Genomic DNA, 22,838 nt, shown 5'->3' with positions numbered 1-22,838 from the left:
AGGGTTGAAGTGATACATTTAAAGGTAGAATGTTTCTTGAAGTGTAGTTTAAACGGAGGCAGCAAGTTTTTCCCGCAAGGAGGTAGAACAGAAGATGAGTAATTATTTTCAATATGATCAGAGATTAGGTATTGAGATTCCAAAGCTGGAGGATGAGTGGGACAATTACTCTTCTGAAGTGCGCGCTCATATTTTATTCCATTGGGAGCAAATACGCGGAGCGATTCCTGACCGCATTATGAAGATCGAATCGGTCATTATTGTGAAGCAAAACCAACTCAATCACGAGGACGATTTTCCAATATCATGTCGCTTAAATTCGGAGATTGCTGACTTAGCCAGTACGATAAATGATTTACACTTATGGTTTAGGATGAATCAAGATTTGGAAACCAAAGTTCACCAATAAGAATGGCTGCCTTACAACGTCAACTTTATTTCTCATAACTTAAGAATGGGAGTGACTGGCATGCATAGCAACAAGGATGAAGCCAATTGGCTAGATGTAATTGCGAAGCCGCTGCTAGAGCATCTGCCTTCTTTGTACCCAAGTGAACAGTGGGATGCAGAGATGGATGCACGTATTGAAGCTCTGTTATTGGAGAACCTTACCAAGGGAAGCATAGATCAAGAGTCATATGGAATGGCGATTAAAGCAGGTCTTTTTTTATTGAATGAAAGCCTCGACAAGTCCCATGATATTGCCCAGGAAATTACGAATACATCTGGTAGCTATTGGCATGCTTTAATGCACCGGATGGAGGGCGATTACAGCAACGCTAAATATTGGTTTAATGATGTTGGTCATCATCCCATCTATTCGAGTCTTATCCAATGCGTTAGGAATATTTTGACTGTCAAAGATTTGGCGGATCTGGATAATGAAGCGCTTCGCAGTAAACTTGAGGTGCTTATTACTTCACCCGTTTGGAATCCATGCGTATTTATTGATGCTGTTGAACTGCAAGTATCCGATGTGCAGAATGCTGCTGTCGAGAAGTGGTTGCAGCAAATTCAACGCTATGAGATGCAGTTGTTACTGCAATACTGTTATGAACAAAGTTGTGGAGGAAGTTTGCTTGAAGCAATTGGACAGAAGTAGGACAAAGGTTCCCCGGGGCCCCTTCAGACTAATGTTAAGGGTCTACCGATACATTTTGCCGGAGGTTGGCAGTCAACTATCTCTTTGGAAGGAAGCAGCTGAGCGAATTCCGGATACAGAGCTCCGTACGCAAGCCTTAGCTAGTATTGCGACGAAGCAGTTTCACTGTCAAGGTGGTGCTGTGTATGCCGCAGCCCATTTATCCATGCGCCATGTATTAATTCCTTTAATAGTCGCATTCCAAACGATCAGTGATTATTTGGATAACCTGTGTGATCGGAGTACTTCGTTAGATCCAATTGATTTCCGCCAACTTCATCAGTCGATGCTTGATGCTGTAGATCCCTCTGCCCCATTGCATGACTACTACGCTTACAGGGAAGAGAAGGAAGACGGCAACTATTTGAACAATCTCGTCAAAACATGCCAGTCCTGCATTTGTCTACTGCCATCTTATGCTTTAGTAGCGGATCAGGTTCGTGGGCTTGTTTCTTTGTATTGTGATTTACAAGTGTATAAACATATTCGTAAAGATCTACGTGAGTCTGAGCTTACGAATTGGTGGGACAAGCACCAAAGTAATTACCGGGAAATTGGTTGGAATGAGTTTGCCGCGGCAACAGGATCTACGCTGGGGATATTCATGCTTTTCTTGGCTGCTTGCGAGCTTCGCGTGCAGCAGCAGCAGGTCAATCTCATACGTGAAGCTTATTTTCCCTATGTATGCGGACTGCATATCCTGCTTGATTATTTGATCGACCAAGAAGAGGATCAGATCGGCGGCGATCTGAACTTTTGCAGTTATTATGATTCGATGGATGTGACCATCGAGCGAATCGCTTTCATTACCGAGGAAGCTCGTGCGAAAATTTTATGCTTGGAACATCCTCGATTTCATCGTATGATAATTGAAGGTCTGCTTGCGCTCTACTTGTCTGACCCTAAAGTCAATCATCAGCAGCAGGTGAAACAAATCTCTAGACGTCTAATGAAAAATAGTCCATTAACCCGGTTATTTTTCTGGCTAAATAGTATGTACATAAGAACTACATCATGAATATTATGCAGGAGAATTTGGAGGAGGATATGAAATGTCAGCAGTAAAATCGATTGCGGTATTAACTAGCGGTGGCGATTCTCAGGGAATGAATGCGGCTGTTCGTGCCGTTGTAAGGAGTGCTCTTTACCACGGGCTTGACGTATACGCGGTACAACGTGGATACCACGGGCTTATTAACGATGATATCCGTAAAATGGATTTGCGCAGCGTTGGGGATATTATTCAGCGTGGAGGGACGATCCTGCAAACTGCTCGTTGCAAAGAGTTTTTAACTCCCGAAGGTCAACAAATCGGGGCTGATAATTTGCGCAAGCGAGGCATTGACGGATTAGTTGTTATCGGTGGCGATGGCTCTTATCAAGGAGCTAACAAGCTAAGTAAGTTAGGAATTAAGACAATGGGTTTGCCAGGAACGATTGATAATGATATTCCTTTTACTGACTTTACGATCGGCTTCGACACAGCGGTTAGTATCGTTGTGGATGCTATTAATAAACTGCGAGATACGATGACTTCTCACGAACGTTCTTCGGTTGTCGAAGTTATGGGACGTCATTGCGGTGAAATCGCTCTTTACGCTGGACTAGCCAGTGGGGCTGAGACGATCATCGTGCCTGAGGTTCCGATCAATATCGATGAAGTGGCGAATCGGATGAAAGACAACTTCTCACACGGTAAACGTCATAGTATTATTCTTGTCGCTGAAGGCGCAGGAACAGGCGATGGTATCGCTAGACAGATTACCGAGCGCAATGGTATTGAGCCGCGTGTAACGGTGCTTGGCCATATTCAGCGTGGTGGCGCACCAACTCATAATGACCGTATATTAGCAAGCCGCCTAGGAGACTTCGCAGTACGCAAGCTCATGGAAGGCGATTCTTCTAAAGGCTGTGGCGTTATGAAAGGTGAATTAGTCGCAACCGATATCGATTTGGTTGTAAACACGAAACGCGCGTTTAATACTGAACTTTATGAGTTAGCGCAGCGCTTGTCCCAATAAGCTTAAAGTTTGCTTTCATGGATTGACCTTGCTATTATCTTTGGCTATAATAACGACACAAAGAATAAATCGACATTACGTCTATGAAGAGAATCCAACTCGGAGGCGCTTATGATCGGAAAGGGCGTCTAAGTATGCGCCTTTTCTTTAAATAAGCCGGTACCGCCCGTTATCGCGGAACCAAGCGGATGAATTTACGCATGTTTATTCATCAAGTTGGGTGGCACCGCGAGCAGAACGCTCCTCGTCCCAATCGGACAGGGGCGTTCTTTGTCTTTTTCAGAAAAGAAGAGGAGCGGTGTCAGTTATGTTGGATATCAAATGGATTCGCAATCATCCAGATCGAGTATCGGAAGCAGCCAGAAGCAAAGGAGTTCAGGATTTTTCAGTTGAGCAGCTACTCCACGTGGATCTTCAAAGAAGGAATTTGCGGCAGCGTGTAGATGAGCTGCGTGCAGAGCGGAACGTGCTCTCGGCTCAGATTGGATTGTTAATATCACAGAAGCAGCTTCAAGAAGCAGAGAGTCTCAAGGAGCACGTGCGGCAATGTAACGCAGCGCTGAATGACTATGAAGCTGGTCTTGAAGATCAGGAGGCCCAATTTGAAGCAATGATGCTTAAAGTGCCAAATCTTGTTTCGGCTGGAACGCCAAATGGAAAGTCTGACGCGGACAATGTAGTGATGAAAGTTGTTGGAACGCCGACTATGTTTGCATTCGAACCGAAGGATCATGTGCAACTCGGGGAAGAACTGGATCTCATTGATATTCCCCGTGGCGTGAAGGTGGCTGGCAGTCGGAACTACTATCTGAAAGGGATGGGGCTTTATCTTCATAGGGCTGTTCAACAGTTAGCGTTGGATCTTTTAACCGATCAGGGTTTTACGGTGATGGACGTTCCATTAATGGTTCGGGAAGAAACTTTGGTGAATGCAGCGTTTTTCCCTGGTGGCAAGGATCAAACCTACGAGTTGGTAGATGAAAATAAATGGTTGGTTGGCACGTCGGAAGGTCCGTTAATTTCGTACTACGCGAATGAGGTTGTAGATTTGTCAAAAGGACCAATCCGGTTAGCGGGGGTATCAAATTGCTTCCGTAAGGAAGCTGGGTCGGCTGGAAGAGATGTCCGAGGGCTTTACCGTGTCCATCAGTTTGCTAAAGTGGAACAAGTGATTATTTGTCAAAATGATGAGGCGTTCGCGGAGCAAATGCTGGAAGAAATTACACAACATGCAGAGCGGATTTTGGAGCTGCTTGAACTCCCCTACCGTATTGTATCGGTGTGTACGGGCGATATAGGTGCAAAAAATTATAAACAATATGATATCGAGACGTGGATGCCGAGCCGACAGAACTATGGCGAGACACATTCGTCTTCTAGTTTACTTGATTTCCAAGCACGCCGTAGTGGAATTCGTTATCAGCGCGAAGGAGGTGGACTGCATTATTGCTACACACTAAACAATACCGCAGTAGCTTCGCCTCGCATCCTGATTCCGCTCCTCGAAAACCATCAGCAATCGGATGGATCAATCTACATTCCACTTGCGCTTAGACCCTATATGAGGGGGATGTCCTCGATACCTTGCCAGTAAAAAAGCGTACCTTCTTCTCCGTTCGTTCCGTGGGGAGAGGGTACGCTTTTGTTAAGCTAGTAGCCTTCGGTTAAATTAACGACGTTAATCATATCGTCACCGTTTAACAAGGCACGGATGTTATGGTATACGATAGAAGATGCACGCTCCGTATAGCGAGCAGAGGAGCCTGCGATATGTGGTGTCATAATCACATTGTCCATCCTCCATAGTGGAGAATTAGTGGGTAAGGGCTCTTGTTCAAAAACATCCAGTGCAGCACCAGCTAGCTTGCCTTCTTGGAGAGCTTCTGTTAAGGCTTGTTCGTCAATGACGTCTCCACGCGCTAAGTTGATAAGAAAGGCGCTTTTCTTCATAAGCCCAAGATGATCTTTGGTCAAGAAACGTCTTGTTTTTGAAGTGCTAGGCAAAAGCAGAACGATAAAGTCACTCTCAGATAAAAGCTGCTGAAGCCCATCCTCTCCATGAACGGTGCGATCGAATGCAGGTAGAGGTGTTCCTGATCGATTCAAGCCGATGATCGTCATATCAAAAGCCTTTGCTTTACGAGCCACGGCTTCGCCAATCGCTCCTGCGCCAACAATTCCTAGTGTTTTACCGTAAAGCTCGTCGAAAGCGATCTGATGATCCCATACGTGCTTCTGTTGTTGATCATGAAGCAAATTTGATCTACGAACCCATTGCAGCATAAGACTGATTGTAAACTCACTCATTTGAACGGTATGCACACCACGAGCGTTGGTTAGTACAATATTCCGCTCATTCAATTCTTGAAGAGGTAATTTATCAACACCAGCGGAGAGCGTTTGAATCCATCTTAATTTCGTAGCCTGTTTCATAATTTCGGGATTCATCCGACCTGCTGTTAGAATTGCATCAGCCTCAGGGATATGTTTGCTCGCTTCATTAGCGTTTTTGAACCAATGAAAATGGACACGACTGGCCAAATCTTCGGGCATATGTTCACACAAGTAGGTAAGATCCATACCAGTGACAGCTACAATATTCATTTTTCCTTACAACTCCTATCAATTTGTTTTATTGTACAACCCTTGTCTATGTCTGGTAACATGATAATCAAATTGAATTCTAATGTAAATAAGGGAGCAATGCGAATCATGTTTATGTATCGGATGGAAATCGAGCTGCAAGAACAACTTGCTTATTTTATTGTGTTGTCAGAAACTGATGAGAAAGCATTCCAGTATGCTGAAGAGCATTTGGAACGTCACTTTATTGCTAAGCCTAAGGTTTACCAACTAACGGTATTAGAGAAAAAGCGTGTCCATGCCGGTTCGGGCTATGTGATCGAAACGAAGACGCCCTGAGAGCGAGATGCCCTCAGGGTGTCTTTTTAATAGTTAACGTTCGGGGTGTAGTTATTGTTAGCATTCCAAAGTAGGAATTCATCAACACCGTTATCTTTTAATGCGCGTACCTGCTCTTCAACTTCATGTTTGCCATACTTGATATAACCAGGTACCCATGAGGCGGTAAAGTCTTGAATCCAAGGACGAATAATCGGTTTCATTCCTTTTTTATCAACCTCCTCCAATTTCTTGTGAGTATCCTTGGAGGCGCCGTTAATCGTTGCATAAGGGGCTGCATCTGGTACTTTAGAGCCGAACCAACCTGTACTGTAATGGCTCGGATAAATCATTGGGCAGATGACATCTGTGTTCTGAGATATTTTCTCGAAATCCTGACCGATCCCTTCAGCTGCTGGAACGGAAGCGGCATAGCCGAAAATATCAACAGAGACACGGACACCAAGTGGCTGCAGTTGCTCTTTGGCGTATTTCACGAAAGAAGCAACAGCGTCAATGCGGGAACGTTCGTCCTTCGTATATTTCAGGATGTCTGCTCTTTTCTCAAAGCCTTCTGGGAATCGTACATAGTCGAATTGAATTTCTTTAAAACCAGCTTTAACGGCTTCTTTGGCAACCTCAATGTTATAGTCCCAAACGTCCTTGCTATAAGGATTTACGAAGCTATCCGGAGGATTTTTACCATTGCCCCAAAGTGTACCGTCAGGGTTCACGAAGGATAGCTCCGGCTTCTTTTTCGCTAGCAACGTGTCCTTAAATACGACAATGCGGGCAATTGGATAAATCTTATGCTCATTCAATGTGTTCATCAATCCAGGCATATCAGCAATAATTTTCTGTGTGGTTCCCATTGCATCCAGAGAAGCGTTCCCTGTCTCCCACGTGATGTAGCCCCAGTCATCTTTCACATCAATGACTAATGAATTGAGCTCCGTGTCGTCGAGCAGCTTCACAAGTGTATTCAGGCGGCTGCCTCCGGCACTGTGAGCGGTTGCGTAGATACCTTTTACCTTAGGGGCATCTTTCTGTGGGTCTTGTTTGTTTACTGGTGCTAGAGGATCTGCACCTGGAGCAGCCTGAACAATCGCGTTCTTAGCATCCAGAGAAGCTTGAACAAGTTGGTCAAAGTTGGCATCTGCGTGGGAAGCCGTTACGTTGCCCCAGATCATGACTAGTGAAGCGAGCAAAATTTCCATGATGAATAAGTCCTCTCCTATCTATGTTTCTAGCTATATTATAAAACAAACAAGGGACTTCCGCACATAGGAAATTTGTAGAGAATTGTAGGAGAAAGCCTTGTGGTAGAATGTGAGATTAGACAAAGGAATAAACCTGGAACCATTTCCGTATGCATGTTCATGCGTACACAAACGTATTCGAACAAAATGGGTCTTAAGCAACAAAAAACACCCGGATATGTGCCGGGTGTTTTTACTTATTTGTTTTGAACTTGTCCTGATTCCGTTTTGGTTACTTCAGCAGGATTAATCTCTTTGCGTGCTGCCGGCTGCTCTTCAGTAGAAGAAGCGAGGCCATTACCGGTCGTTGCATCTTTGAACTCTCTGAACATTTTACCAAAACCGCGACCTAGCTCAGGCAGTTTGCTTGGCCCGAAAAGAAGCAGTGCAACAACAGCAATTAAAATCACGTGCCATGCAGAAAAAGGTCCCATACGCGCACCTCCATTATTTCAACTTTGTTTATCTTACCATGTTCTTATCATAAACTATACACCCTAATTATTACAAACGCATTAACATTCCAAACTAAAAAGAAAAAAAGAAGCCCTTTAATGATAAAAGGCTTCTTTTTGATGTTCAGAAATGCTAAATTGGATAATTTCCATTACATCGTTTGCTTCGAGCGCCTCTAACCCATAACGGAGGACAATCTCCGAATCCAGCTCATGGCTGGTGAGGAATGGAACCAATTCCGGTGTTAATTTCATTACAATCCTGGATAACTTGACTGTCTCCACAAGCATCACCCTTCCAATCATAAGATTAGAAAAAGAACTGCGCCTGAATCACTCCGATTGAACCAGAACTATATGAAATAACAATTCCTATTATAACACAAACTGCTTTATAAAGAAGGGGCTGTTTCCACCATTTCTCATTTCGGTTTACGGAATTCACCAAGCACGCCGACGGTTTCCACAATATTTACGAACGCTTTAGGATCAAGCTCTTTAATAATTCGTTTTAACTCGACCAACTCGTATCGCGTAGTAACTGTCATCAGCATGTCGTGCTGCTGGTTTGTGTATGCGCCTTCTGTTTTTACAAGCGTGACGCCACGAGGAAGTTGAAGTAATCGTTTAATCAATTCATCTTTCTGTTTCGTAACAATGAAGGCAGTGACTTTAACATGGCGAATATGTATCGTATCCACAACTTTACCGCTAATATAAATGGCTAACATAGAATACAGCGCTAAATCCCAGTTCTGCTTGTAATAACCTAGAGCTATAATAACAACGCCATTCAACGCAGAAAGAACAGTGCCAAGAGGAAAATCATAGCGCCTTGTTAGAATCGAGCCGACAATATCGAAGCCAGCGCTTGAACCTCCAATTCTTAACGTAATCCCGCTTCCTATACCAATCAATACGCCCCCAAAAACAGCGCCAAGAATGGGTGCTTGAGCCACATAGCTAGTCGGAATTAGTTGCATTAACCACACGGTTAATACAACAGAAAGGACGCTAATAATAATGAATCTGCGTCCTAATTTAATTAACCCCCAGAATAAGAGAGGCAAATTAAAAATGAAATATAGAAAGCTGATGTCCCAATCCGTAAAATAACCAATAATCATTGCAATCCCCGACACTCCGCCGCTTAATAACTGGTGCGGAATCAAGAACATGTTGAACCCAACCGCAACAAGCAGTGCGCCAACTAGAGTAACGATGACGTCTAGCGCATTTTTCAAACCTAATCACCTCTAAAATAGTATGCAGCATAATGCCAGTATAATTCATTCTTATAAAAGTTCAACAACTATTTAACCGATGTTCAATTAATGAGGGGGTTGATAACTAAAAAAAGCTGAGCCCTTTATTCGGGACTACAGCTTTCTTGTAAGTTATTTGCGCTTTTTGAATGAACCTGAACGTGTGCTAGTACTTGGTTTACTACCAGAAGGTTTGGTTACTTTATTTGATGTAGATCCATCGTTTTTACGGGTGGTCGAACTGCTGCCTGTGTTTGAGGAGCCCGTTCCGGTTTTAAAACTCCCCGTTCGATCTGATGTTGTCGGCGACTTGTCTTTGGAAGTGTCGGTTCTAGGAGAAGTTGTGCTGCCTCCTGAACTGTAGGCTGGGGTCCTCGTATATCCTCTATAGTCATAGGAGGTCCGATTGTTAAACCAACCACCGCCAAAGACAGATTGAAGAATGGTGGCTGTCAAAAAACCTTGCAAAAACGATGAATCATAATGACTCTTCGCGTATTGAATACTATCGATTTGGACAAGTGTGTTGTTGCTGTCTTTAGGGTCTTTTTGAATGTTAATAATTTTATTATCGTAAACCAGAAACATCTGATCGTCTGATTCTTTGCTTTTTTCCTTAGGTGGTTCTTTTGCGGCCAATTCGGCTGCCACAGCAGGTACGCTTTTTCCCTCAACGGCATATACCTTAGACAAATTACTGCCATTGCCGTCTGCACTTACCAAGGGGTATTGATTCTTAATATAGCTGCCGGCATCAGCACCGCAAGCGGTCAGTAGGGAAATGATCAATGCAAATGCAAGCCCTGAAGTCCACTTTTTCACTGTCGAGTATCCCTCCTTCCAATCTTCGTTCGTGATGCCGTTGTTTTTTTAATGAGTGGCTTTTAAAAATTTGATTTGGTTCCCTGGTGTTCGTTCTCCCTCTAAAGCGACAAATTTCCCATCTTGCCATTGTAAGAAAAAGAAACGATCGTCTGGTCCGAAATAACGCCAAAATGTAACATCATCCCCGGTGCGGAAATCAGTGTTTCCTTCTGTACGCGACATATCATTTCGGTAATTCTCAAGCTCAAAGGTAGCATCCCCGTCGAGTTCCAAACGCGACGGTACATCATTAGGATCATCTAGGGCTCCTTCAATGAAATGACAGATGAAACAGTCATAGGTTCGCCCTTTTTCAACAATTAGACACTGCATATTTTTACCGCTTTGCAAATAGTATGCATATCGGTGTGGTGCAAAACCGCGGTCAAAGTAAATGACTTTACCGGAAATTACGTACTCTTCCAAATCTACATTGACGATATCTCCGACTTTGGCATCCTCAAGCGGGTTGCCAGCGGAAGCAGCAGTAGGCTCTTGTTTTTGACTACGAAGGATGTTGCTCATACGTTTAAAAATTGACATAGAAAACTCTCCTCTGTTCCATTTGACGTTCTTCTTTCTAATACGTTTAGGTTGTGCATTAGGTTTCGTTTCTAATTAGTAAAGAGACCCTCTGGAAATGTGTGTGGGACCTGTGGTATAATATCCGAGATATTCTTAAGGGCGGCCAGTTGGATCATGGATGATGTGAATCGAAAGTGTATTCCACCAAGAAACTATAGATATGGATAGGAAGTCGTACTTAAGGGTAAAAAAGATACAAGGCATTAGCCTGCCCTGTACAAAAGGAGATTGAATAGATTGAAAACATTTCAAGAGTTCGGTTTAGAACCAACAATTTTACGCGCGATTACGGAGATGGGTTTTGAAGAGTCCACACCAATTCAGGAAAAAACGATCCCGCTGGCCATGGAAGGTCGCGATTTGATCGGGCAAGCGCAAACTGGAACAGGTAAAACAGCTGCTTTCGGTATTCCGCTTGTAAACAAAATCAATATTAAAGAAGAGCGCATTTCTGCTTTGATCATGTGTCCTACACGAGAACTTGCCATTCAGGTTGCGGAAGAAGTTGAAAAACTTGGCCGTTTCAAAGGTATTCGTTCTTTGCCTATTTACGGTGGACAGGACATCGTCAAACAAATTCGCGCTCTTAAAAAGAAGCCGCAAATCATCATCGGAACGCCTGGACGTCTACTTGACCATATTAACCGCAAAACGATCAAGTTAGATGATGTAAAAACCGTTATTTTGGATGAAGCGGACGAAATGCTGGATATGGGCTTTATGGAAGATATTCAATCCATTTTAAGCTTGGTGCCGACTGAGCGTCACACTATGCTCTTTTCTGCAACAATGCCTGCAAATATCCAAAAGCTGGCTCAACAATTCCTTAGCAATCCAGAGCATGTTTCGGTTATCCCTAAGCATGTTAGTGCGCCATTGATTGACCAAGCGTACATTGAATTGCATGAAAAACAAAAATTCGAAGCGCTTAGCCGTTTGATCGATATGGAAGCGCCAGATCTTGCAATCATCTTCGGACGCACTAAACGCAGAGTAGATGAGTTGGCTGAAGCTTTGCAAAAAAGAGGCTACGCGGCTGAAGGTCTACACGGTGACTTATCCCAAAACCAACGTGATAATGTGATGAGAAAATTCCGTGATGGCAGCATCGACGTTCTCGTAGCTACAGACGTAGCTGCAAGGGGTCTAGACGTATCTGGTGTTACACACGTAATTAACTTCGATCTTCCGCAAGATCCAGAAAGCTATGTTCACCGTATTGGTCGTACAGGGCGTGCTGGTAAAGAAGGTACAGCTTGGACTTTCGTAACACCAAGAGAGATCGACCACCTTCACTTTATTGAAAAAGTAACGCGTCATAAAATTACTAAAAAGCCTTTGCCAAGCTTGGCTGAAGCTATTGAAGGTAAGCAAAAAATGACAGCTGAACGTATTCTCGACGTTCTGCAAGATGAAACTCAAGCTGAATTCAAAGGTTTAGCGATTCAAATGTTGGAGCAATACGATTCCGTTAATCTGCTTGCGGCAGCAATGAAATTATTGACTGGCGAAAAGAAAGCAGTGGAAATCGAGCTTACTCCTGAGGATCCAATCCGTGCGAGAAAGAAAAAATTCGACGTGCGCAGTTCTGGTAGACGCGTTGGCGGTGGATACGGTTCAGGAAGCTCAGGTGGTTCAGGAGACCGTAGAAACGACCGTCAAGGTGGTTATGGATCCAATAACTCTGGCTCCCGTTATCCGCGCAAAGACGGCGCTAGAGAGTATGGTTCCCGTGAAGGCGGGGGTTCTTCTTCCTCTTCACGTAATCGTGAGTATGGCAATAGCGGAAACCGTGATCGTTCCAAAGCTCCTCGTAAGAGCGAAGAAACACTCATTAACAAATAAGAACATCCAAAAGAAGGCGAAGATCCCTAAGGGATCTTCGCCTTCTTTGCAAAAGGGCGCTTTAAGCTGTGTTTAACTTAGATAACAAAAGAGCTAGTAATGATAACAAGTAGAATGAAAAGAACCAAGATTGCGCCTGCAGATGTTCCAACTGGATGTGACATCGTATCAACCTCCTGAGAAATGATTTAAAGAGAAATCGTATTAACAATACTATACTATGTAATCCAATCTGCACGGACTAGACGTCTACCTATCTAAGCAAAAATAGGCTATAATTAATCCATAACAATAGCAAAAAGATTATGCTGACGCAGAAAGTTTCCAAACGGAAACTCTAAGGAGGACACAGTTTTGGAGTTTAGAGGAGTTATGGGAGGGCTTTACAGAATATCGGAATGGATCATGCGCTTATCGGTGATTAATCTTCTGTGGTTAATATGTTCCATTCCGGTTTTCTTTTTTGCTTTTATGGGGTTGGTAAGCCAATCTACAGATGCATTTATGTCTACATTGCCGTTCATTGCTATTTTGGCACCGTTTACTTTATTTCCAGCAACCGCGGCTATGTTTGCTGTCGCTAGAAAATGGGTAACAGGTGAAGAGGACGTACCTTTATTTAAAACGTTTTTCCGTGGGTACAAAGATAATTATGTGCAGAGCATGGTAGGCGGAATCTTTTTTGTAATTATTTTTGCTGTTATTGTCGTAAACTATTTCTTTTATCTCAAGCAAGGAAGTTCACTAAAGGTATTAGCGGTTTTGTTTATTGCTTTTACCGTTATCATGATAATTGCCTTGTTTAATTTCTTTTCTATCTTAGTGCATTTGCATATGAAAATATTACAAATTGTCAAAAATGCAATTCTTATCACAATAGGCAATCCTATTAACTCAATCGTTATGCTCCTATGTAATGGAGCTATTGTTTATATTTGTCTAACAAAGCTGAATATGTTCCTGGTTGTCTTCTTCATGGGAAGTATCGTGGCGACATTCTCATTCTGGCAGTTTAATCGAAGCTTCACTAAGCTCCAAACTAAGCAGCAAGAGCTTGAGGAGAAGGAACAGCAAAGGCTTGCGGAAGCAGCCGCGGAAGAGGCAGCGAAAGATGAGGTTGGTCTTCATGTAGAAGAAGAAACTGGTAAGCATAAATCGGAAGAAAATGAGAAGAATAGAGAGTAAACCTACCAGTTGAAAAACTGTAGGTGTAGCACTATAATAAGAAATACAGAAGAATCCTGCGATGTTCGTTTCGGTTTTAAGTTGTTTTAAACCAATGACTGTTTCTAGGGAGACCTATATTGAAGTGCGGCTGACATGCCCTCGAAAGGGGAACTCAAAAATACTTCTGCGGACACCCACCTGCGAGAGCGGGTTTGAAGCACCAAAACCGGACGGCATAGGCGGGTTTTTTTGCGCCTATTTTTGCTTCTACTTTATGAATAAATCTAAAATTTCGCGAAGAAACCGTCCCTGAAAGGACGGTTTTTTGATTTGAACTTGTTTACTGAATTGATGGAACGAACGTTTTCTGGAATGCTGCATACGAAAAGTTGAATGCAATTTCCCATTTTCAGATTAATTGAAGAAGGTTCAGAGTCCGAAAGCGCTTTCCAGAATTGCCGCGGAAGATGTGCTTTTCCGTGATAGGTAGACGTTATCTAGTGAACCCTACGCGTGTTTTGGGATCGGGACGCCATCTTGGCTTGCTCTCTCTGTAGTTGGGCAGGGACGGCAGCCATCGCACCCCAGAAGGGCAATGAAAGCATCTGAGCCTCCAACGACCTATCATCCCATGCGAAAGAAAACCGAAAATCTTCGTCTGCTCGGTAAGTATCGGGATGGACAAAGACGACACAGAAGTGCTTGGTGATACAGAAGTCGCGCCTTCTCATCCACGCTAAGGAAATTGTCGCCGTTTACGACTAAGGCGCAGGGAAAGCAAATCCGGTCGTGCTTCACGGCTTCAGGCGTACCTACCCGACCACATGCCTGGATTCAAAGAGCGGTGTTTGCCTTCATTCTAAATGGCAAGACCCACCTTAGAATTAGGAACGCCGGTTTTTCTAAGCGTAAGCGGATTCCTTTAATTGTGCAAAATACGAATAATCGGGAAGTCCCTTAATCGAAACCAATGAAATACGAAGTGCCGTTCTATATTAGAACGCAAAGCCTTTCTACTGCATATTATTAACTCAGAAGTTGAAGTAGAGGGGATCGAGCATCTTAGACATCCCATATTAAGCTCATTTCGTGCCACTTAATCCCTCCGTGCTCAGAAGTTGAAGGGGAAATATACACAAATCCATGTTTTTCGTAAAACTCAATTAAATGTTCTTCGCACATAAGCACAATGCCTTTTAGAAGATCTCTCCTTGCTAGTTGGATGACTTGTTGAAGGAGTAAAGAGGCTACGCCTTTCCGTTGATGAGCAGGATGAACAGCAATTGTTAAGATACATAAGTAAGCACCATCCAAAGTAGATGCTGTAGATTGCTTAATGCTTTCATCGGTCAAATGAATATGCTGGAGCTTAACGCTATTAGTTACCCCGATGATCTGACGATGACTTGTCTCTGCAACAAGAAAATAAAGGCTGAAATTCTCTTTTCTCATCATAAAAGCTTCTAATGATGCTGCTGTTTCAGATGAATAGACAGTTTGCTCGATGTCAAAAGCGTTCAAAACATCTGTTTCTGTTAAAGCTTGTCGAATGATCATACGGAACTACTCCTTTAGTATGGGGTTAATTATAGATTCCTTGATGTATGAGTTTTTCCTGAGGGAAACTTATTTCCTCATGGGCATAAATTTTTACCTATAGCATAATTTAAAATTATGTAGTATAATAGACTTAAAAGTTTCCCCTGAACAACATTATTGGTCAAGAGAAAGAAGGTAATCCTATGGAAGTGGCTTACAAGAAGCCTGAGCAGGAACCGAGCGGCTGGAAAAGGACTTCTACCATGCCTAGCTTGCCTGAAGTGCATCATAGTTTACATGTACCGAAAAAAGCAAGTTTTTTCCGGAAATTACTTGCTTTTGTTGGACCTGGGTATCTCGTAGCTGTTGGATATATGGACCCGGGTAACTGGGCTACTGCGTTAGCAGGTGGGTCGCAATTCGGATATACGTTATTATCAGTTATTTTAATTTCTAATTTAATGGCCATTCTCCTGCAAGCATTATCCGGTCGTCTGGGGATTGTTACTGGAAGAGACTTGGCACAGGCGTGCCGTGATCATTATAGCAAGCCGGTCTCATTTGGGCTTTGGATTTTGTGTGAGCTAGCCATTGCCGCGTGTGATTTAGCGGAAGTAATTGGGGCCGCAATTGCTTTGAACTTATTGTTTGGCATACCTCTTATTTATGGGGTCATACTTACTGCATTAGATGTTCTCTTGGTGCTCATGCTCCAAAAAAAGGGCTTCCGTTACATTGAAGCGCTGGTTATTAGTTTAATTGTTCTCATCGCATTATGTTTTGTATTCGAAATTATTTTTTCTCACCCTGACTTTAAAGCGGTAGCTGCTGGATTTATTCCTACAACTCAAATTATAACAAATCCATCTATGCTGTATATCGCGTTAGGTATTCTAGGTGCTACAGTAATGCCTCATAATTTATACTTACATTCGTCCATTGTTCAAACTCGTAAGATTGAACAAACGGTAGAAGGTAAACGTTCAGCGATTAAATTCGCTACAATTGATTCTACGGTGGCGTTAATGTTGGCGCTATTCGTTAATGCGGCTATTCTTATACTCGCCGCAGCGGCTTTTCATTCGGTGGGTCAAGAAGTAGCAGAAATTCAAGATGCATACAAGCTGCTAGGTCCAATGCTTGGAACAGGGGCAGCGAGCATTTTATTCGGGGTGGCGCTTCTGGCTTCAGGACAAAATTCGACGCTGACAGGTACCTTAGCTGGTCAGATTGTTATGGAAGGCTTTCTGAATATTCGACTCACGCCTTGGTTACGGCGATTAATTACTCGTTTAATCGCGATTATTCCTGCGGTTATCGTCATCAGTATTTATGGAGAGCGCGGTGCGACAGATCTACTCGTGCTCAGCCAAGTTATTTTATCCTTACAATTATCTTTTGCTGTTATCCCGCTAGTCAAATTTACATCGGATCGAAAAAAGATGGGAGTACTCGTAGCTCCACGATGGATGGTCATACTGAGTTGGGTTGTAGCTGTTATTATCGCAGCACTGAATGTCTATTTACTTTATGGAACTCTATTTAAATAAAGGTCTTTTATGTGAGAAAAGCAGGGATGAAGTTCATCCGCTGCTTTTTTTTCATTTAGTTGAGCGGATCCTTCATTTCCGAAGGCATTTTACTTTCCCTCTTTTTCTTGAGGTTAAACAGTGGTAAGATAGAAAATAGTGTAGAAATGGCAAACGGTCCATACACTTCATTGAAGGGGGGAAAAGCTTTTGCTAAAGAGAACTTTGATTGGATTGGTTCGTAGTCACGAAACGACCGGAGATAAAGCCAGAGATCCATTGCTCAAAACAAGGTACTATAAGCTTCCTAAGGAACAGGTATGGGAAGAAGTTACTGCCGTACTGAAGAAAACACCGGGGTACAAGCTTCTTCATGAAGTTCAGAGTGTCGGGGAAATTCTTGCCGAACGTCGTACAGTGCTAGGTAGAACACAAGATGTTACATTGACCTTGTTTGGGATTAACCCTGTAAAAACAGCCGTTGACATTTACTCTGCTTCACGCGGTTCTATGGGAGATTTGGGCTCGAATTATCGTACGATTATAGATATTTATAAACAATTGGATCGTAAGCTTGCCTCATATAAAATTGATGGTTAGAAAAAACAGCAGGGAAGCTAGGCCTCCTTGCTGTTTTATTTATCTCTATAAATTATACAAGTTTCTTTACAGCTTCTACAGCTGCTTCGTAGTTAGGGTGAGCAGTCATTTCGCTTAGGTATTCTACATATTGCACAGTGTCATTAGCATCAATAACAAAGATCGAACGCATATCAAGCTGAAGTTCTTTGATCAGAACGCCATATGCTTCTCCGAAAGATTTTGTTTTGTAGTCCGACAAAGTAATTACTTTGTCAATTCCAGCAGCACCGCACCAGCGGGATTGTGCAAAAGGAAGGTCAACGCTGATGGTTAGTACAGCTACGTTGTCGCCAAGGCCGGCTGCTTCTTCGTTGAAACGACGAGTTTGAGCATCGCAAACCCCTGTATCCAGGGACGGAACAACACTGATCAGCTTAACTTTTCCTGCATAGTCTGCGAGGGAAACTTGATTCAATAAATCTTTGTTGACTTTAAAGTCAGGAGCTTTGTCTCCAACTTTAACTTCGGGGCCTACGAGTGTAATCGGATTGCTTTTAAAGGTAGCAACACCTGTACGTTCTTGTGCCATGAGTACTGTTTCCTCCTCTATTTTCCATGCTAGATATCAACATTTTTATTATAAGCTTTTTCAAGTTAGGTTGTCCAATCGTTGGTGTAGAGCTATAATTAGATCCGTAGCAGCTGAGTTAACGGTTTCGAAAGACGTAGAAGTTGGAGGATTTATGGCGTGGAGTTAAGACAACTACTGTATTTTGTAAAAGTAGCAAGGAAACAGCATGTCACACAAGCTTCTGAGGAGCTTCATGTTGCTCAATCAGCCGTGAGTCGTCAAATTCATTTGTTGGAAGAAGAGCTGGGCGTTAACTTGTTTGTACAAAAAGGTCGTAACCTGCACCTTACCTCGGTCGGACATTTGTTCTTGAGTAGAGTTGAGGGCATTCTTACGGAGCTAGAGCGAGCGGTAGGAGAAATCCATGAATTTCTTGATCCGGAGGCTGGAGAGATTCGCATCGGCTTTCCCCACAGTTTAGTCATTAATTTACTTCCTTCCGTGGTGGCTGCTTTCAAAAAAGATCACCCCAACGTCAAATTTAGGCTGCGCCAAGGAACATATACCAGTTTGATTCGTGACGTTACTAAAGGGGAGATTGATTTAGCATTCATTTCTCCCTTCCCTGAAAAACATGAACATGTCACAGGCGAAATATTACTAACTGAAGAATTATACGCAATCTTGCCTTCGAACCATATATTAGCTGAGTATACTTCGATTCGATTAGAGCAGCTCAAGAATGAATCGTTTGTTATGTTCAGTGAAGAATACACCTTGCGTTCGATCGTGATGGAGGCATGCTTAAAAGCTGGATTCGTACCGAAGATTGCATTCGAGGGCGAAGAGACGGATACGATTCGAGGGCTTGTTGCAGCAGGAATGGGTGTAAGTTTGCTGCCTTCGATGGCTCTTATGGAGGGCGGTAAGATGCAGCCGGCTAAAATTCGGGTGACGGATCCTCAAGTAACTCGAACTGTGGGCTTGATTAGTCGAAGTGGTGAAAAGCTACCATTGGTGGCTGAGGTGTTCCGACGTTTCCTGCATGAATATTTCAATGAATAAACTGGATAACAATAAAAGCTTTCCTTCTGTGCGCCTGAGAGCACAAAAGGAAAGCTTTTTGTTATTTAGTCATCATTGCTGCGATTGTTAAAGATCATCATATATTTCAGAAGCTCAAGAACTGAGATTAAGGCTGCTGCTACGTACGTGAGTGCCGCGGCATTAAGAACTTTCGCTACCCCGCGTTCTTCCTCGTTGGAAATGAAGCCCTCGGCAATCATCAATTCACGCGCTCGTGAACTGACGTTGAATTCAACTGGCAGGGTAATGAGTTGAATTCAACGGCTGCGGCAAAGAATATAATGCCGATTCCAAGCAACCAAGGAACTTGTTGAAATAAGAATCCTGCTAAGATCAGAAAGGGAGCAACGCCAGAAGCGAAGTTAACGACAGGGAACATTTGGTGTCTCATGACGAGCATTGGATATTGCACCTTGTGCTGAAAGGCATGACCAACCTCGTGATACGCGACTGACACGGCAGATATGGAGCTTTGATAGAAAACGGGCTCCGACAGTCTCACTACTCTAGCCGTTGGGTCATAATGGTCAGACAGTGAGCCGGGAACAGCTTCTACAGGGACGTCGTAAAGTCCATTAGCATCCAACATTCTTCTAGCTGCTTGAGTCCCGGTCATCCCTGAATAAATGGGAACCTCGGACCATTTGTTAAACGTCCCACGAACTCGGAATGAAGCCCACAAGGAAGTCCGAATGCAATAATAATGAGAAAATCCATTGGGTGAAAAAACATTATGCATGCCTCCGTATTTCATTATGAGAACGGATTTTTACCTAGAAGAACAATAAGCGCTTCAATACAGGCGGCTGTTGGCTGCGTTAAAATTTTTGAAAGTTTCTTCAACTGGTTCGGTTTAAGTTGCTGCATAATGGGCCCAAGTTCTTTAGCTTCTTTCATTAGTTGTTCTAAATGAAGTTGGATTGATGTTAGCTTATCTCTCACCGCATCGTCACGAGAAACTTTATTCATTTGCTGTAAATTCGCTTTGATTTCTTCTAACGTATATTTCTCGGTCTTCATCGATTCAATACGTTTGAGCCGATTTAAGGTCTCATCACTATACAGTCGGTAATTCGTGTCTGATCTTTTCTCAGGTTCGATCAAGCCCAACTTGGTGTAGTAATCAATGGTTCGAGGACTGACATCGGCTAGCCGAGCTAATTCCCCGATTTTATAAAGCACTTCATTCCCCATTACAAATTCACCTCTACTCCATGTTATGTACAAAATCTACTTCTAAGACTCATGATAACTGATTCTAAACCGTACAGTCAAACGTGATGCTTGTTGGGCTTTGGATGGGTAATACACCCAGTTTACTGAAGAAATGCTTCTATATGAATGGAAAGACGAATTATGTATGGTTCATGTGAGCTTATTTTTCTTTTTTTTCTAATTTTCAGAGAAAATTCTATTGTCAAACGACATTCACGTGTATATAATGACACTAAGAGTTTCATTGTATGTCAGTAAATATAACATTATAGGGAGTGGTTGTATGGCTAAAAAAATGATGTTAGCTTTCGGCATTGTGGCGTTATTGTTCCCTACTCTCGCGTTTGCAGCAGATGAAGCTACAATCCCTCAATTGCAAAGCGCAATTGATGCGGTATGGGTCATGTTGGCTGCCATCTTAGTAATCTTCATGCAAGCAGGTTTTGCTTTATTGGAAGCAGGATCGACTAGAATGAAAAATGCTGGACACGTAGCAGGTAAAACAATTCTAACATTCGGTTTATGTGCGATTGCTTTCTGGGCTGTAGGATTTGGTTTCGCATTCGGAGACGGAAATGCGTTTTTCGGAACTACTGGATTCTTCGTTTCTGGATTAGAGGATCAAGCTACGGCAGCATTTGGTTCTTTGTCTGCATCTGATGTACCTATTGGTATCAAATTCTTATTTCAACTTGCTTTCGCAGGTGTATCCTTAGCCATTGCATGGGGGGGATTTGCCGAAAGAGCGAAACTCCCTGTATATTTTCTTTTCGGTATTTTGTTCACAGTCGTTATTTATCCGATCGTAGCTCATTGGGTTTGGGGCGGCGGCTGGTTGAGTAAATTGGGTATGCAAGATTTCGCGGGTTCAACCGTTGTCCATCTTCAAGGCGCGACAGCAGCTCTCGTCGCGACCATTCTATTAAAACCACGCATTGGCAAATACAATAAAGATAAAACGCCTAACTTAATTCCAGGTCACAACCAAGTATTATCTGTTCTTGGGGTAATAATCCTCTGGATCGGCTGGTTCGGATTCAATCCAGGTAGTACACTTAGTGCGATGGGTGACGGGTTCTTTGGTTACATTGCATTAACGACAAATATGGCAGCAGCAGCAGGTGGGGTTGCCGCATTAATTATTTCTTGGATGTATTTTGGGAAAGCAGATATTCCAAGTATGCTAAATGGTGTTCTCGCTGCGCTTGTTGCCATCACAGCAGCCTGTGCTTTTGTAGATACTTGGGCTGCTATTGTTATCGGTGCTGTTGCAGGAATTGTAACCTTCTTTACGGCACAATGGTTTGAAAAAGCTGGTGTTGATGACCCGATCTATGCTTTTTCCGTACACGGTATTGCCGGGATATGGGGTACGCTTTCAACAGGTTTGTTCGCCACTCCTGAGCTTTCGGCAAAGGTCGGTGTTGGTGGCTCGGGATTATTTTATGGTGGCGGGTTCCACCAATTGGGGATTCAAGCGCTGGGTGTTTTCGGGACCCTCGCATTCGTGCTTGCACTTTCCTTCATTGTCCTAGGTATTATTAAAGTGACAGTAGGTTTGCGTGTTACGGAAGAAGAGGAAATTATTGGTCTGGATTTATCTGAACATGGTTCTTATGGATATCCTGAACAAATGAAAAAAGCAAGTCAAAACGGCGTATCCATGTAATACTTCTAATACCTACACACTTATTACTAATGTAAAGGGGATGCAACATGAAACGTCTCTCAGTGGAACAGATCTTGGAACGCATTCATTTATCGGAGCAGTTCGATGAGATGCGAATAACCAGAGATCAAGTGCATGAGAGGTTTCGGGAGCATCTCCTTTTATCTCATTCACTTGAGCTTGGTGAGAGAGTGAATGAAGTCCACGATTCATTAATTCACAGAACGATTCAATTGGCTGAACACATGTTAGAAGATGAAGGACATGGGAAGCCGCCTGTCCCATATGCATTCATTTTGTTTGGTAGTGGAGGGAGAAGAGAACAGACACTTTGGAGTGATCAAGACAATGGATTGATCTATGCCGATAGCGTCGATTATTCGAAGGAAGAGCTAGAGCTTTACTTTACTCGACTAGTGAATTGTATACTTCAGGGCTTAGATGTGCTTGGTTATCCGCCTTGTCAAGGTAATGTCATTGCAAGCAATAAGCAATGGAGAAAACCATTTGGACACTATAACTTAATGATGATGGAGTGGTTTGAAGAGCCGGATTGGGAAAACGTGCGTTATTTGTTAATTTTGGCTGATATGCGCTGTATTTATGGGGATAAATGTCTAGTGGATCGACTTCGGGATAATTTCTTAACCTATGTTAAGGAACACCCCGGTATACTCACCTATCTGTTGTCTAATACACTGCATCATAAAATTTCATTAGGGTTATTCGGTCATCTCATCACAGAACGTTTCGGTGAAGATGCTGGTGGCTTCGATATCAAATATGGCGCTTATATTCCTATTGTAAACGGGATTCGGTTATTGTCCATTCAATCAGGTATACATGAATCCTCTACATTAGGAAGATTAAAACAGTTGACAGAGAGTGCTATTATTTCTGATTGTTACGCAGATAAATGGCATCAAGCATTTTGTATGGCTCTAAAATTGAGAGATCTAACGCCTTATCAGATTGAAGATGGCATGTACACGACCAGAAGTAAGCTTAGCGCGGATCAGTTGTCCAAAAAGGTGAGACAAGATTTAAAACTTTGTTTACGTGTTGGTATTGATTTGCAAAAATATGTGAAGAAATCAATAGAATTACAACTAGATAAATAAGAAAAAGGTTAGTGCGAATGGAA

General features: G+C 42.8%; 23 protein-coding genes, 1 other RNA gene and 1 pseudogene. 14 read left to right on the top strand and 11 right to left on the bottom strand.

Annotation, left to right across the window (positions count from 1 at the left end):
- Positions 1-94: 94 nt before the first annotated feature.
- From GK047_RS22365 to serS, 5 genes are all read left to right on the top strand, one after another.
- Positions 95-409, top strand: a complete 315-nt coding sequence (locus GK047_RS22365) for a hypothetical protein (protein ID WP_163951896.1) — start codon at positions 95-97, stop codon at positions 407-409.
- Between the two features lie 60 nt (positions 410-469).
- Positions 470-1,102, top strand: a complete 633-nt coding sequence (locus tag GK047_RS22360) for a hypothetical protein (protein WP_163951889.1) — start codon at positions 470-472, stop codon at positions 1,100-1,102.
- 31 nt (positions 1,103-1,133) lie between these two features.
- Positions 1,134-2,159 (top strand): tetraprenyl-beta-curcumene synthase family protein, encoded by a 1,026-nt coding sequence (locus GK047_RS22355; protein ID WP_163951887.1) that lies wholly within the window; start codon positions 1,134-1,136, stop codon positions 2,157-2,159.
- Positions 2,160-2,193: 34 nt separating this feature from the next.
- On the top strand, positions 2,194-3,162 hold the full coding sequence (gene pfkA / locus GK047_RS22350) for a 6-phosphofructokinase (protein WP_163951885.1): 969 nt from the start codon (positions 2,194-2,196) through the stop codon (positions 3,160-3,162).
- Between the two features lie 307 nt (positions 3,163-3,469).
- Complete coding sequence (gene serS, locus GK047_RS22345) at positions 3,470-4,756, top strand: serine--tRNA ligase (protein ID WP_163951883.1); 1,287 nt, start codon at positions 3,470-3,472, stop codon at positions 4,754-4,756.
- A 56-nt stretch (positions 4,757-4,812) separates the two neighbouring features.
- Here the strand turns inward: serS and GK047_RS22340 are convergent, their stop codons facing one another.
- Positions 4,813-5,766, bottom strand: a complete 954-nt coding sequence (locus GK047_RS22340) for a D-2-hydroxyacid dehydrogenase (protein WP_163951881.1) — start codon at positions 5,764-5,766, stop codon at positions 4,813-4,815.
- 108 nt (positions 5,767-5,874) lie between these two features.
- On the opposite strand from GK047_RS22340, the gene GK047_RS22335 reads away from it, so the two are divergent.
- Positions 5,875-6,084 carry a DUF3906 family protein gene (locus GK047_RS22335; RefSeq protein ID WP_163951879.1) on the top strand — a complete coding sequence of 70 codons (210 nt, stop codon included), beginning with the start codon at positions 5,875-5,877 and terminating at the stop codon, positions 6,082-6,084.
- A 26-nt stretch (positions 6,085-6,110) separates the two neighbouring features.
- Here GK047_RS22335 and GK047_RS22330 read toward each other — a convergent pair whose 3' ends face one another.
- The 6 genes from GK047_RS22330 to GK047_RS22305 all read right to left on the bottom strand — a co-directional run bounded on the left by GK047_RS22330 (position 6,111) and on the right by GK047_RS22305 (position 10,449).
- Complete coding sequence (locus tag GK047_RS22330) at positions 6,111-7,280, bottom strand: putative glycoside hydrolase (protein WP_163951877.1); 1,170 nt, start codon at positions 7,278-7,280, stop codon at positions 6,111-6,113.
- Positions 7,281-7,519: 239 nt separating this feature from the next.
- Entirely contained in the window at positions 7,520-7,756 is a 237-nt protein-coding gene (locus tag GK047_RS22325; RefSeq protein ID WP_163951875.1) for a Sec-independent protein translocase subunit TatA/TatB, read from the bottom strand.
- Between the two features lie 117 nt (positions 7,757-7,873).
- Positions 7,874-8,068, bottom strand: coding sequence for a hypothetical protein (locus GK047_RS22320; RefSeq protein ID WP_163951997.1), 195 nt, complete (start codon positions 8,066-8,068; stop codon positions 7,874-7,876).
- 131 nt (positions 8,069-8,199) lie between these two features.
- Positions 8,200-9,021, bottom strand: coding sequence for a YitT family protein (locus tag GK047_RS22315; RefSeq protein ID WP_163951873.1), 822 nt, complete (start codon positions 9,019-9,021; stop codon positions 8,200-8,202).
- 153 nt (positions 9,022-9,174) lie between these two features.
- Positions 9,175-9,864: a DUF4247 domain-containing protein gene (locus GK047_RS22310; RefSeq protein ID WP_163951872.1), complete on the bottom strand. Its 690-nt coding sequence runs from the start codon at positions 9,862-9,864 to the stop codon at positions 9,175-9,177.
- Positions 9,865-9,912: 48 nt separating this feature from the next.
- Positions 9,913-10,449 (bottom strand): DUF4178 domain-containing protein, encoded by a 537-nt coding sequence (locus GK047_RS22305; RefSeq protein ID WP_163951869.1) that lies wholly within the window; start codon positions 10,447-10,449, stop codon positions 9,913-9,915.
- A gap of 279 nt (positions 10,450-10,728) precedes the next feature.
- Between GK047_RS22305 and cshA the strand changes: the two genes are divergently transcribed.
- From cshA to ssrS, 3 genes are all read left to right on the top strand, one after another.
- The gene (cshA, locus tag GK047_RS22300) at positions 10,729-12,336 is read left to right on the top strand and encodes a degradosome RNA helicase CshA (protein WP_163951867.1); all 1,608 of its coding nucleotides are present in this window, start codon (positions 10,729-10,731) and stop codon (positions 12,334-12,336) included.
- Positions 12,337-12,690: 354 nt separating this feature from the next.
- Positions 12,691-13,521: a YesL family protein gene (locus GK047_RS22295; RefSeq protein WP_163951865.1), complete on the top strand. Its 831-nt coding sequence runs from the start codon at positions 12,691-12,693 to the stop codon at positions 13,519-13,521.
- 50 nt (positions 13,522-13,571) lie between these two features.
- Positions 13,572-13,753: non-coding RNA, 6S RNA (gene ssrS, locus GK047_RS22290), on the top strand.
- 812 nt (positions 13,754-14,565) lie between these two features.
- On the opposite strand, the gene GK047_RS22285 is transcribed toward ssrS, so the two are convergent.
- Positions 14,566-15,060, bottom strand: coding sequence for a GNAT family N-acetyltransferase (locus tag GK047_RS22285; protein ID WP_163951863.1), 495 nt, complete (start codon positions 15,058-15,060; stop codon positions 14,566-14,568).
- Between the two features lie 185 nt (positions 15,061-15,245).
- On the opposite strand from GK047_RS22285, the gene GK047_RS22280 reads away from it, so the two are divergent.
- Both GK047_RS22280 and GK047_RS22275 read left to right on the top strand, forming a co-directional pair.
- Positions 15,246-16,592, top strand: a complete 1,347-nt coding sequence (locus GK047_RS22280) for an Nramp family divalent metal transporter (protein ID WP_163951861.1) — start codon at positions 15,246-15,248, stop codon at positions 16,590-16,592.
- Positions 16,593-16,781: 189 nt separating this feature from the next.
- On the top strand, positions 16,782-17,171 hold the full coding sequence (locus GK047_RS22275) for a DUF1499 domain-containing protein (RefSeq protein ID WP_163951859.1): 390 nt from the start codon (positions 16,782-16,784) through the stop codon (positions 17,169-17,171).
- A 52-nt stretch (positions 17,172-17,223) separates the two neighbouring features.
- On the opposite strand, the gene tpx is transcribed toward GK047_RS22275, so the two are convergent.
- Entirely contained in the window at positions 17,224-17,742 is a 519-nt protein-coding gene (gene tpx, locus GK047_RS22270) for a thiol peroxidase (protein WP_163951857.1), read from the bottom strand.
- A gap of 159 nt (positions 17,743-17,901) precedes the next feature.
- Between tpx and gltC the strand changes: the two genes are divergently transcribed.
- Entirely contained in the window at positions 17,902-18,789 is an 888-nt protein-coding gene (gene gltC / locus GK047_RS22265) for a glutamate biosynthesis transcriptional regulator GltC (RefSeq protein ID WP_163951855.1), read from the top strand.
- A 65-nt stretch (positions 18,790-18,854) separates the two neighbouring features.
- On the opposite strand, the pseudogene GK047_RS22260 reads toward gltC, so the two are convergent.
- A pseudogene (locus tag GK047_RS22260) lies at positions 18,855-19,542 on the bottom strand (zinc metallopeptidase).
- A 21-nt stretch (positions 19,543-19,563) separates the two neighbouring features.
- Positions 19,564-20,004, bottom strand: a complete 441-nt coding sequence (locus GK047_RS22255) for a MerR family transcriptional regulator (RefSeq protein ID WP_163951853.1) — start codon at positions 20,002-20,004, stop codon at positions 19,564-19,566.
- Between the two features lie 304 nt (positions 20,005-20,308).
- On the opposite strand from GK047_RS22255, the gene GK047_RS22250 reads away from it, so the two are divergent.
- Entirely contained in the window at positions 20,309-21,694 is a 1,386-nt protein-coding gene (locus tag GK047_RS22250; RefSeq protein ID WP_163951850.1) for an ammonium transporter, read from the top strand.
- A gap of 47 nt (positions 21,695-21,741) precedes the next feature.
- A complete protein-coding gene (locus GK047_RS22245) occupies positions 21,742-22,815 on the top strand; it encodes a DUF294 nucleotidyltransferase-like domain-containing protein (protein ID WP_163951848.1) in 1,074 nt (357 codons plus the stop codon).
- The last annotated feature ends 23 nt before the right edge of the window (positions 22,816-22,838 follow it).

The organism is Paenibacillus sp. SYP-B3998 (assembly GCF_010820665.1).
Taxonomy (GTDB): Bacteria; Bacillota; Bacilli; order Paenibacillales; family NBRC-103111; genus Paenibacillus_E.
Note: the sequence above shows the minus strand (reverse complement) of the source record. Positions and strands in the feature narration are given on the sequence as shown.